This is a genomic window from Polyangium mundeleinium, from assembly GCF_028369105.1.
GTDB classification, from domain to species: Bacteria; Myxococcota_A; Polyangia; order Polyangiales; family Polyangiaceae; genus Polyangium; species Polyangium mundeleinium.
Window position 1 is genome coordinate 5415541 of record NZ_JAQNDO010000001.1, and the last position, 11863, is coordinate 5427403.

8 protein-coding genes are annotated in these 11863 nt (G+C 67.8%); 7 read left to right on the plus strand and 1 reads right to left on the minus strand.

Annotation, left to right across the window (positions count from 1 at the left end; all coding sequences use genetic code 11):
- Positions 1–17: 17 nt before the first annotated feature.
- The 5 genes from ctaD to POL67_RS21675 all read left to right on the plus strand — a co-directional run bounded on the left by ctaD (position 18) and on the right by POL67_RS21675 (position 4918).
- The gene (ctaD, locus tag POL67_RS21655) at positions 18–1655 is read left to right on the plus strand and encodes a cytochrome c oxidase subunit I (RefSeq protein WP_271919982.1); all 1638 of its coding nucleotides are present in this window, start codon (positions 18–20) and stop codon (positions 1653–1655) included.
- Positions 1655–2335 (plus strand): cytochrome c oxidase subunit 3 family protein, encoded by a 681-nt coding sequence (locus POL67_RS21660; protein WP_271919984.1) that lies wholly within the window; start codon positions 1655–1657, stop codon positions 2333–2335. The genes ctaD and POL67_RS21660 overlap by 1 nt, the downstream gene beginning before the upstream one ends.
- Positions 2336–2354: 19 nt before the next feature.
- A complete protein-coding gene (locus tag POL67_RS21665) occupies positions 2355–2858 on the plus strand; it encodes a cytochrome C oxidase subunit IV family protein (RefSeq protein ID WP_271919986.1) in 504 nt (167 codons plus the stop codon).
- 150 nt (positions 2859–3008) lie between these two features.
- Positions 3009–4367, plus strand: a complete 1359-nt coding sequence (locus POL67_RS21670; RefSeq protein ID WP_271919988.1) for an ATP-binding protein — start codon at positions 3009–3011, stop codon at positions 4365–4367.
- A gap of 2 nt (positions 4368–4369) precedes the next feature.
- Positions 4370–4918, plus strand: coding sequence for a response regulator transcription factor (locus POL67_RS21675; RefSeq protein ID WP_271919990.1), 549 nt, complete (start codon positions 4370–4372; stop codon positions 4916–4918).
- A gap of 3 nt (positions 4919–4921) precedes the next feature.
- Here POL67_RS21675 and uvrA read toward each other — a convergent pair whose 3' ends face one another.
- Entirely contained in the window at positions 4922–7837 is a 2916-nt protein-coding gene (gene uvrA / locus POL67_RS21680; RefSeq protein ID WP_271919992.1) for an excinuclease ABC subunit UvrA, read from the minus strand.
- Between the two features lie 225 nt (positions 7838–8062).
- Between uvrA and POL67_RS21685 the strand changes: the two genes are divergently transcribed.
- Positions 8063–9598 (plus strand): glycosyltransferase, encoded by a 1536-nt coding sequence (locus POL67_RS21685; RefSeq protein ID WP_271919993.1) that lies wholly within the window; start codon positions 8063–8065, stop codon positions 9596–9598.
- A gap of 31 nt (positions 9599–9629) precedes the next feature.
- Positions 9630–11573, plus strand: a complete 1944-nt coding sequence (locus POL67_RS21690) for a HEAT repeat domain-containing protein (protein ID WP_271919995.1) — start codon at positions 9630–9632, stop codon at positions 11571–11573.
- The last annotated feature ends 290 nt before the right edge of the window (positions 11574–11863 follow it).

The following is an 11863-nucleotide window of genomic DNA, read 5'->3' on the forward strand; positions in this document are numbered from 1 at the left end:
GAATCGGAGGCTCGATCATGGCAAACACGGCTACGGTCGACGAACTCGGGCACTCGCCCGAGGTTCGAGGCAAAAACTACCTGAACCAAACCGCTGGCGTCTGGTCTTGGCTGACGACGGTCGACCACAAGCGCATCGGCATCATGTACCTGGTGTCGGTGCTCGTCGGCTTCGGCCTCGGCGGCATCTTCGCCCTTCTCGTCCGTCTCGAGCTCCTGACGGCGAAGAAGACCATCATGGACGCCTCGCAGTACAACCAGGCGTTCACGCTGCACGGCGCGGCGATGGTGTTCCTCTTCATCATCCCGTCGATCCCGGCGTCGCTCGGCAACTTCTTCTTGCCGCTGATGATCGGCGCGAAGGACGTGGCCTTCCCCAGGCTCAACCTGCTGAGCTTGTACCTGTACTGGATCGGCGCGATCTTCATGCTCGCGGCGATCGTGACGGGAGGCGTGGACACGGGCTGGACCTTCTACGTGCCCTACGCCTCCGGCGTGTCGACGACGTCGGTCATCTCGGCGACGTTCGGCGTGTTCGTGATGGGGTTCTCGAGCATCCTGACGGGGCTCAACTTCATCGTGACGCTGCACAAGCTCCGGGCCCCGGGGATGAGCTGGTACCGCATGCCGCTCTTCCTCTGGTCGCTCTACGCGACCAGCATCATCCAGGTGCTCGCGACGCCGGTCCTCGGCATCACGCTGCTCCTCCTCATCTTCGAGCGCGCGTTCCACATCGGCATCTTCGATCCGACGCTCGGCGGTGACCCCGTCCTGTTCCAGCACTTCTTCTGGTTCTACAGCCACCCGGCCGTGTACATCATGATCCTGCCGGGCATGGGCGTTGCGACGGAGATCCTCGCGACGAACGCGCGGCGCCGGGTCTTCGGGTACAAGGCGATCGCGTTCTCCAGCGTGGCCATCGCCCTCGTGTCGTTCCTCGTGTGGGGCCACCACATGTTCGTCTCGGGGCAGAGCGAGCTCTCCTCGGCGATCTTCTCCTTCCTGACGTTCTTCGTGGCCATCCCGAGCGGCGTGAAGATGTTCAACTGGCTCGGCACGCTCTGGGGCGGGTCGATCCGGTTCACGGTGCCGATGCTCTACGGCATCGCGTTCCTCTTCCTGTTCGCGATCGGCGGTCTGACGGGCCTCTTCCTCGGGATGCTGAGCGTCGACCTGCACCTGCACGACACGTACTTCGTCGTCGCCCACTTCCACTACGTGATGATGGGCAGCACGGCGATCGCGTTCTTCGGCGGTCTCCACCACTGGTGGCCCAAGATGACGGGCAAGATGTACGACGAGAAGCTGGCGCGCGTGGGCTTCGCCCTCACGTTCATCGGCTTCAACTGGACGTTCTTCACCCAGTTCATCCTCGGCACGCGTGGCATGCCGCGCCGCTACTACAACTACCTCGACCAGTTCCAGCCGCTGCACGCGTTCTCGACGTACGGCTCGTGGGTCCTGGGCACGGGCTTCCTCATCACGTTCATCTGCCTCGCCCGGTCGCTGAAGACCGGCGCGCCGGCGCCGGCCGATCCGTGGGGCGGCGCCACGCTCGAGTGGAAGACGGCCTCGCCCCCGATCACGGAGAACTTCGAGAAGGCCCCCATCGTGACGCTGGACGCGTACGAACGTCCCGCTGAGGAGACTGCTTGATGAGCGCGAAAGCCGAGGCTTTGGGCGGCGTCGAGGAGAGCAAGCTCTCCCCCCAGTTCCACGTCGCCCACCACTTCGACAAGGCAGACACCCAGTTCGACGCAGGTCGAATGGGCGTGTGGCTCTTCTTGGTGACGGAGATCCTGCTGTTCGGCGGCTTGTTCTGCGCCTTCGCCATCTTCCGTAGCAAGTACTTCCCGTCGTTCGTCGAGGCGCACCACCACCTCGATCGCGTGATGGGCGGCATCAACACCATCGTGCTGATCTCGTCGAGCTTCACGATGGCGCTCGCGGTGCGCTCCGCGCAGAAGAACGAGAAGAAGAAGACCACCATCCTGCTCGCGATCACCCTCGCGTGCGCGGCGATGTTCCTCGTGGTGAAGTACTTCGAGTACAGCCACAAGATCCACGACGGGCTCCTGCCCGGCGGGAACTTCACGGCGGCGGATTTCGCCTCGGGTCACCCGGGCATCTTCTTCGCCATCTACTTCATGATGACCGGGATCCACGGCGTGCACGTGGTCATCGGCATGGGCCTCATCCTCTGGATCCTCCTCCGGAACCAGAAGAACGAGTTCTCCAGCCGTTACTACGCGCCCGTCGAGAACGTGGGCCTTTACTGGCACCTCGTCGACCTCGTGTGGATCTACCTCTTCCCGCTCCTTTACCTGGTCGGCTGAGCCCGGAGCAGAGCGCACCATGAGCACTTCGCACGCAGAGCACGACCACGGTCACGGAAGCGGAAACGGCGATCACGTTCCGCACGTCCTGCCGTTCAAGGTCTACATCGGCACGTTCAGCACGCTGCTCTTCCTCACGGTCGTCACCGTGGGCGCGAGCTACGTGGACCTCGGTCACATGGGCAACCTGATCGTCGCCCTCTTGATCGCCACGATCAAGGCGTCGGTCGTCGCGCTCATCTTCATGCACCTCAAGTGGGACCATAAGTTCCACGCGATCATCTTCGTCTCCGCCCTGATCTTCCTGGCGGTCTTCATCGGCATCACGATGAGCGACACGCAGTTCCGCGGCGAAGCGGAGGCGATCGAGGGGAAGAACCCGGTCGATCTGAAGGACCCGTTCAAGGGCGAGCGCACCGGCGACATCGCCGTCCCCAAGGCGGTGGCCGCGCCCGCCGCTGCCGGCTCGGCCGCACCGGCCGCCGGTTCGGCCGCACCGGCCGCGACCCCCGCCAAGCACTGAGTTTTTCGCGTCCTCCCTTGGGGGCACGCTCGGGCAAGCCGAGCGACGCCCCCAAGCCCCAAGCGAACCCAGCCCCCGCCTCCTCCAAGCTTCCGAGAGCCGCGAACTGCTCGACACCGGGTTCGGACTCGCCATAGTCTGGCGGACCCGATGTCGGCCCGTGTCTCCGTTCCCCCCATCGCCGTCGTCGAGCCGGGGACGGCACGTGCGGCGGGTGGTGTACCTCCAGGGGGACAATCGTCCGTCAGGGCCGTCCTTTCGAGCGCGGATCCGATCCCCGAGGGGACCGCGGCGCGGTGGCTGATCCAGCTGCGCTGGCTCGCGATCCTCGGCATGGGCCTCACGACGGCGACGGGAAAATGGTTCGTCCCGGATCTCGCGGTCACGCCGGTGTTCCTGATCCTCGGCTTGCTCGTGGTCCTGAATGGGTCGTTCGCGCTCGTGATCGGCCGCATGCTGCGCCACGAGCGGCGCCTCGTCGCCGGGCAGATCACGTTCGACGTGATCGCCCTCGGCGCCGTGTTGTGGGTCACGGGCGGCACCGGAAACCCGTTCGCCGCGTTCCTCGTCTTCCAGATCGCCCTCGCGGGTTTCCTCAGCGGCGGGCGCGCCATCCTCGCGATCGCAGGCCTGACCGTGGCCGTGGGCGCGCTCGTCTCGTTCGCCGATCCGCTGCCGCTCGCGTCGGCGCCACTCGGCAAGGAGCGCGTCCACCACCTCGGCGCGTTTGTCTCGCTCGCGTCCGTCGCCGTGTTCCTCGGCGTGTTCCTGTTCGTGTATGCGCGAAGGCTCGACGAGCTGCGGCAACGCACGCTCCGGAACGACAAACTCGCGATGCTCGGCCGCGTGGTCGGCGGCATGTCGCACGAGCTTTCGACGCCGCTCGCCACGATCCTGCTCGCCGGGCGCGAGCTCTCGGAGATCACGAAGGACGTCTCACCGGATGCCTCCGAGCTCGCGCGCACGATCGCGGGCGAGGCGCAGCGGGCGAGCGACATCATCGGGCTCGTGCGTGGCTACATCCGGCCGGATCAGCGGTGCGAGGAGGTCGAGCTCGGCAAGCTGGTCACGGAGATGGCGGGGCGCGAGCTCCGGCGGCTCGTGTACCGGGGCGAGATCACGATCGACGCGCCCGAGCCGGTGCACGTGACGGTCATGCCCGCGGGCCTCTTGCAGGTGCTGGTGAACGTCTTGACGAACGCGACCGAGGCGATGGCGCGGACGGCGAAGCCGCGGATCAGGATTGCCGTGCGGGACGGCGGTGATCACGTCGAAATCGTGGTCGACGATAGCGGGCCCGGGTTCGCGCCGGAGATCCTCGCGCGGCTCGGCGAGCCGTTTCAGACGACGAAGGAGCGCGAGGGCGGGATGGGGCTCGGGCTGTACGTGAGCTCGGTGCTGCTCGATCGGATGAACGGCGTGCTCAGCGTGGACAATGGGGCCGAGGGCGGGGCAAGGGTGACGATCCGGCTCGCGCGTCGTGTGGCGTCGCGTGACTGGGAGGTATGAGGATGCCTCGCAAGATCGAGACGGCGCTGCTCATCGAAGACGACGACGCGTTTCGCACGACGCTCCAGGGCGCGATGCGGCGGCGCGGGGTACAGGCGCGGACGGCGGCGACCGTGGAGGAGGGGCTCGTCTCGCTGGAGGATGCGCCCGTGGATCTCGTGGTCGTCGATTACCGCATGCCGCGCGTCGACGGCCTCACGGCATTGCCGCGGCTGCGCCGGCTCTGCCCGGAGGCGGCGATCGTGATGCTCACGGGATTCGGGGACATCCCGCTCGCGGTGGCGGCGGTGCGCGAGGGCGCGGACACGCTTTTGACGAAGCCGATCGACGCGGATCGATTGCTGCGGGAGGCGACGGTCCTGTTCGAGCGTCCGCGCGCGCCGTTTACGGGGGCGCCGCCGTCGAGCCGGACGACGTACAAGCTCGACGAGCTCGAGCGCGACGCGATCAACGCCGCGCTCAAGGATTCGGGTGGGGTGATTGCGGTGGCGGCGAAGCTGCTCGGGATCGACCGCCGGACGCTTCAGCGGAAATTGAAAAAGTCGTCCTGACGATCAGGCGTGAACGCGGGTGGACTTGCCGTTCTTGGCCTTCGCCTTGACCTGCTCGCGCCCGAGGATGTCCGCCAAAAATCGCCCCGTATGGGACTCCGTCACCCGCGCCACCACTTCGGGCGCGCCTTCCGCGATCACGCGCCCGCCGCGCGCGCCGCCTTCGGGGCCGAGATCGAGCACCCAGTCGGCGAATTTGATCACGTCGAGGTTGTGCTCGATCACCACGACCGTATTCCCCGCGTCCACGAGCCGTGCGAGCACCACGAGCAGGCGCCGGATGTCCTCGAAATGCAGGCCCGTCGTGGGCTCGTCGAGCACGTAGAGCGTGCGCCCCGTTTGGGTTTTTCCGAGCTCGCGGCTCAGCTTCACCCGTTGCGCTTCGCCGCCGGAGAGCGTCGTCGCGCGCTGGCCGATCTTCATGTAGCCGAGGCCCACGTCCACGAGCGTCGTCAGGATTCGCTTCAGGGCGACGTGGTGCTCGAACATCCCGAGGCATTCTTCCACGCTCGATTCGAGCACCTCGTTGATGTTTTTCCCTTTGAAACGCACGGAGAGCGTCTGCGCGTTGTACCGTTTGCCGCCGCAGACCTCGCAGGGCACGTACACGTCGGCGAGGAAATGCATCTCGACCTTCACGACGCCGTCGCCGTGGCAGCTCTCGCAGCGCCCGCCTTTCACGTTGAAGCTGAATCGGCCCGAGTCCCAGCCGCGCGCCCGCGCCTCGGGAAGGAGCGCGAAGACCTCGCGGATGTGGTCGAACGCTTTCGTGTACGTGCCCGGGTTCGAGCGCGGCGTGCGGCCGATCGGCTGCTGATCGATGGCGATCACCTTGTCGAGCACGTCGAGCCCCTCGATCGTGTCGTGCGCGCCCACGGGGCCCGTCGCGTCATGCAGCGCGCGGCTCAGCGCCGGAAGCAGAATGCCATTGACGAGCGAGCTTTTCCCCGCGCCGGAGACGCCCGTCACGGCCGAGAGGACGCCGATCGGGATTCGCGCATCGACGTTTTTCAAGTTGTGCTCCCGGGCGCCCTTGATCTTGATCCAACCACCCGGCTTCCGGCGTTCGCCGGGGATCTCGATACGGCGGCGGCCGGAGAGGTAATCGCCGGTGACGTTGCCTTTGGCTTCTTCGAGCTCCTCCGGCGTGCCGGCGAAGAGCACCCGGCCGCCCTCGTGGCCGGCGCCGGGGCCGAAGTCCACGACGTGGTCGGCCGCGCGGATCGTCTCCTCGTCGTGCTCGACCACGACCACCGTATTGCCGAGATCCCGCAGGCGCCGGAGCGTCGCGATCAGCCTCTCGTTGTCACGTTGATGCAGGCCGATGCTCGGCTCGTCGAGCACGTACATCACGCCCGAGAGCTCGCTGCCGAGCTGGCTGGCGAGCCGGATGCGCTGCGCCTCGCCGCCGGAGAGCGTGGTCGCCGAGCGATCGAGCGTCAGGTAATCGAGCCCCACGTTCATCAAGAACCCGAGCCGCGCCTCGATCTCGCGCGACGCGCCCTCCGTGATCCGGGCCTTGTTGCCGGGCAGGGCGAGGGTTTGCACGAAATGGATCGCGGCGCCCACCGTCATCGACGTCACCGCGGCGATGTTCTTGTCGGCGAGGAGGACGGCGAGCGTCTCCGGGCGGAGGCGCCTTCCTTCGCAGGCGTCGCAGGGCATTTCCCGGAAAAACTTCCGGTAGAGATCCCGCGCCATGTCGCTCGTCGTGTCGCGGAAGCGCCGCTCCAGGTTCGGGATCACGCCCTCGAACTTCATGCCGAAGGTCCCGTGGCTCTCCGAGCCCTCCTTGCCCCATTGCACGGCGATCTTCTTGCCTTCGAGCCCGTAAAGAATGAGCTCGCGTTTCTTCGCCGAGAGCTTTCCGAACGGCGTATCGAGGTCCACGCCCGTCGCCTTGGCCACGGCGTCCGCGATGCGGAACGTCCAGCCCTCGCCGCGCGACATTGCCGAGGCCCAGGGCGCGATCGCGCCCTCCCGGAGCGAGAGCGCCGGATTGGGTACGATGAGATCCGGGTCCGCTTCGAGCCGCGTGCCGAGGCCGCTGCATTTCGGGCACATGCCGAGCGGGCTGTTGAACGAAAAGCTCTGCGGGCTGAGCTCGGGAAAACTCTTGCCGCAGCACATGCGCGCCTGGCTGAAGGGCCGGGGTTTCTCGCCCTCGACGTCGACGACCATCTCGCCTTTGCCCTCGCGCAGCGCGAGCTCGATGCTCTCGGCGATGCGCGGCCGGTCCTCGGCGCGTACCGTGACGCGATCGGCGACGAGCGAAATGTCGTGCCAGAGCTTCTTGTCGAGGCGGGGCAGGGGATCGAGCTTCTCCATTTGGCCGTCGACGATGACCCGCGAAAAACCGCGCGTCGCGAGATCCTCGAAGATCTCCTTGTGCTCGCCTTTCCGGTGCACGACGAGCGGAGCGAGCAGGGTGGCGCGGCTGCCCTCGGGCAGCTCCAGCAGCGTCTCGACGATCTCGTCGACGCTTTGCGAGGCCACGGACTTGCCGCAGGTGGTGCAGCGCTGCTCGCCGGCGCGGGCGTAAAGCACGCGCAGGTAATCGTAGATCTCGGTGATCGTTCCGACGGTGGAGCGCGGATTCGAGGACGCGCTCTTTTGCTCGATGGCGATCGTGGGCGAGAGGCCGGACACGTGCTCGACCGACGGGCGATCGAGCTGGCCGAGAAATTGCCGCGCGTAGGCCGAGAGCGTCTCGACGTAACGGCGCTGGCCCTCGGCATACAGCGTATCGAACGCGAGGCTCGACTTGCCCGAGCCGCTCGGGCCGGTGAACACCACGAGCTTGCGCTTGGGGACCTCGAGGTGCTCGATGCGGAGGTTGTGCTCGCGGGCGCCTTTCACGACGATGAAATCGGGCTCGCGGGCGGCGGGGATCTCGTTCTTCGTCCGGGTCTTGCGCATGGGCGGTGGTTTGTCCTCGGTAAATCGCGCGCGCCTGGGCCGTAGCACGTTCGTCCGTCCGTGTCTTCCCGAATCGCCATGTCCGTTCCCATTCGAATGCGTGTTCGTGTATACCGCGTTACGAGAAACACGGTAGAATGGTGTTTTCGTGGACCACCCCGGAGACTTTGGGGACCAGGACGCGCCGGTGCATCCTGACCTCGGAGCTCCGGAGGGACGTGGGGGGTGGCATTGGGCGCGCTCATCTGGCTCCTGCGTATCCTCGATCTCGTGATCGTCGGGTACGTGACCCTGTTTTTCCTGATCAACCTGCGGTTCGTCCTGGTCAGCTATCGTCGCATTCGACGCGAGCTCACGGCCGAGCTGGTCCGTCCCGCGGCGCTCTCCGAGGGCGACGCATTCTTGCCCGTCGTTTCGCTGCTCGTGCCGGCCTACAACGAGGAGGTCACGATCGTGGAGAGCCTGAAATCGCAGCTCCGCCTGCGCTATCCGGCCTACGAGATCGTGATTTGCAACGACGGATCGAAGGACCGAACCGTCGAGGTCTTGCTCTCGGCATTCCCGTTCGTCCCAGCCGTGCTCGAGCGCGCGAGCGGGCTCGATACGGCCGAGGTGCGCGGCATGTGGGAGTGCCGGACGGGCCTGCCCGAGAACGTCAAGCGGATGGTCTTGATCGACAAGGAGAACGGCGGCAAGGCGGACGCGCTGAATGCAGCGACGAGCGTCGCCGCCGGCGAATTCGTGACCAGCATGGATGCCGATAGCCTGCTCGTCCCGGACGCGCTCCTGCTCGCCGTGCGCAAGGTGATGGAGTCGCCCGACGATACGGTTGCGGTGGGCGTGCAGGTCGGGCTCTCGAATGGATCGATCATCCGCGAGGGTGAGGTGAAGGAGCTCGCGCTGCCGACGAGCCTCATCGGGAAGCTGCAAATCGTGGAATACATGCGATCCTTCGCGAAGGGGCGGACGGCCTTGTCCGAGGACAACGCGGTGCTCATTCTCTCCGGTGTTTTCGCGCTGATCCGGCGTGACGTGCTTTTCGAGGTCGGCGGCTTTCTCACGCGCCACGTTCGTTCCAGGATCTGCATCGAATACTGCACGGAAGGGGCGCACACGGTCTGCGAGGACATGGAGATCGTGGTGCGGCTCCATCGGTATCTGCTCGACAAGGGCAGGCCGGGGAGAATCGTCTGTTTGCCCTTCGCGGTCACGTGGACGGAGGCGCCCGAGAATTATCGGGATCTGGGAAAGCAACGAGCAAGGTGGTACCGGGGGCTCTGGGAGGTCATGAGTTATCACCGCGCGATGCTGTTCCGGCCGCAGTTCCGGCAGATCGGCCTGTTCGCGATGCCGTACCAGCTCGTGTTCGAGGCGCTCGCACCGCCGACCGAGTGCGTCGGATACCTCCTGCTCCTCCTGACCACGATCTTCGGCGCGCTCTCCGGCAAGGCATTGCTCGCGTTCCTCGGGCTCGCGATGGCCATGAATTTCTGCCTTTCGACGCTGTCGGTCGTTCTCTGCACGTTCTCGGCGCGGCCCGGGCGGGGGCTCGCCGGCACGGCGTCGCTCGTGCCCTACCCGCGGGCGCGTGACGCGATTGTGCTCGTGTTCGTGGGGGTCTTGTCGAATCTCGGATATCGGCAATACCTGGTGTTCTGGCAGCTCCGAGGCCTCTACGATTTTTTGAAGGGGAAGAAGGGCTGGGACAAGTTCGCGCGCAAAGGGTTTGCGCCCGTTGCACCCGCCGCGCAGCGGGCCTGACGTCGGCATTCGAAGGGGATCGGGGGAGACTGTGAGTGCCCTTGTCTTGGTCCTGTACGTGGGGCTCGGGATCGCGGTCTTCGCGCTCGTGCCAGGTATCTCGGTGATCGGGCGCGAGGCGCTCCGGCGGCGGCACGAGCGGCGCGCGGTCGAGCGGCTCGCGGCCGCGCGGAAGGTGCTCTCGAGGCTGCGCGCCGAGCCAGCCGCGCGCGTGGCGCGATCGCTCGCGCAAGGCTTCGATCGGAGCACGATCCAGGCCGCCCTGGAGCATGCGCTCGACGAGGAGGCGCGCTGCGCGGTGGTCTGCGAGGAGCTCGGGCTGCGCACGGCCTGGGAGCGCGCGCTGCGCGACTCGAAATCGTGGAACGAGCGGGCCCACGCGGCGCGGATGCTCGGCAAGCTCGGCGCCGCGTCGGCGAGCCCTGCGCTCGCATCGGCGCTCGCGAATCCGCACGAGGACACGACGGTGCGGCTCGCGGCAGCCGAGGCCATTGGATCCATTCCGGACATCGCGGTCTTGCCGCACCTCTGCGAGGCGCTCGCGTCGCAGGGCGAGGGGGGCGCGAAGGTCGTGGCCGAGGCGCTGGTTTCATTTGGCTCGGACGCGGTGCGGTCGCTCGTGGGGATGCTCGACGACGAGCGCGTACAGGCGCGGACCTGGGCCGCGCGGGTGCTCGGGAAGATCGGCGATCCAGGGGCGACATTGCCGCTCGTGGCGCAGCTCGGCGACGGCAATGCCGCGGCGAGGACGGCCGCGGCGGAGGCGCTCGGGCATATCGGGGATCTGCGGGCGACGCGGCCACTCTTGAGCGCCGTCTTGGGCGATCCGTCGAGCAGCGTGCGCGCGCGGGCCGCGGCGGCGCTCGCGCGGGTGGGCGACGAGGAGGTCGTGGGGACGCTCGTGGCCACGCTCGGCGACCCCGATCCGGAGGTGCGATCACGCGCGGTGGACGCGCTCGCGGCCCTGTCGCCGAAGGATCGATCGGCGATCGAGCGGGCGCTCTTCGACCCGTGCAACGACGTGCGGCGGAGCGCGGCGCTCGCGATGGATCGGCTCGGAATGGTCTCGGCCTGGGCCGCGGCGCTCGGCGAGGCGACGGCCGAGGGGCGCGCGGCGGCGCGGGCGGCGCTCGTGGCGGTGGGGCGCGCGGGGTTGTCCGAGGCGATCGTCGCGGCAGCGCGGCACGAGGCGGGCGCGGTGCGCGCGGGGGTGTTCCGGATCCTCGGGGAGCTTGGTTCGTCCCGGCACGCAATGGCGCTCGGGCGGGCGCTCGACGACACGGCCGCGGAGGCGCGGGAGAGCGCGGCGCTCGCGCTCGGGCGGATCGGCGGCGATCAGGTGGTGGTCATGCTGGGGAGGGACAAACCCGAGGGCGTCGCGCAGGCGGCGTGGATCGTGGCGCGCGCGCTCGCGGGCGTGGAGACGTGGGTCGCCGAGGCGCGGGCGTTCCTTTCGGACGGGGCCGCCGCGGCGGCGGCGCGGGCCGTCTGCGAGGCGGAGGGCGAGGCCGTGGCGCGGGCGTTCGAGGCGCGGGTGGGCACGGTGCGTCCGGCCGAGAGCGGCCGCAGGATGGTGACGCTTTCGCGTTTCGCCATTGCGGCGCGGCGCGCGGCGCGGCTCGAGGATCGGGTGCGGGCGATTCTGGAGCTCGCCGACCGGCGAGGGCCCGAGGCGACGGCGGCGCTCGCGGAGGTCGCCGTGAGTGATCCCTCCGCCGAGGCGCGCGCGCTCGCGGCGCGGAGCCTCGCACAGGTGGAGGAGCGGTGGCTCGCGGTGCCCGCGCTCGTGCGGGCGCTCTCGGATCCCTCGCCGGAGGTGGTCTTCGAGGCGTCCCAGGCGCTCGGGCTCGGGGCCGCGGCCGACGACAAGAAGGGGCGGCGCTCCTCGGAGGGGGCGCCCTCGGAGCGGAATGGTGCGTCCCGACGAACGACGGGAAGCTTGTTCCTGGAGAAGGCGGGCGAGACCGCCGCTTGACGGCGCCGCCCGGGCGCCGTCGGGGGCGGTAACCTCCCCGCCGTTTTCCCTGCCGAACCAGACGGTGACGCGGACGCCGGCACCTCTTGCGTCGGCTGGGTTTTTCACGCCGAACACGCATGCCTGCGCGGAACGCACGTCCTACGGTCGCGACGGGCGCGGGCGATTCCCGGACGAACCCCGCGCGGACGTCCTCCATGCTGTCCGAGAGATCCCTGCGGCGGCGCTTCCCGTGGTCATCGGGATCCTCCTACCTTTACAGATCACAATTTGCGGGCAATCCTCTCGTT

Excerpts from the sequence above, each read along its gene's own strand:
- uvrA (WP_271919992.1), bottom strand. The coding sequence starts at position 7,837 with ATGCGCAAGACCCGGACGAAGAACGAGATCCCCGCCGCCCGCGAGCCC.
- POL67_RS21660 (WP_271919984.1), top strand. The coding sequence starts at position 1,655 with ATGAGCGCGAAAGCCGAGGCTTTGGGCGGCGTCGAGGAGAGCAAGCTC.
- POL67_RS21670 (WP_271919988.1), top strand. The coding sequence starts at position 3,009 with ATGTCGGCCCGTGTCTCCGTTCCCCCCATCGCCGTCGTCGAGCCGGGG.
- POL67_RS21665 (WP_271919986.1), top strand. The coding sequence starts at position 2,355 with ATGAGCACTTCGCACGCAGAGCACGACCACGGTCACGGAAGCGGAAAC.
- ctaD (WP_271919982.1), top strand. The coding sequence starts at position 18 with ATGGCAAACACGGCTACGGTCGACGAACTCGGGCACTCGCCCGAGGTT.
- POL67_RS21675 (WP_271919990.1), top strand. The coding sequence starts at position 4,370 with ATGCCTCGCAAGATCGAGACGGCGCTGCTCATCGAAGACGACGACGCG.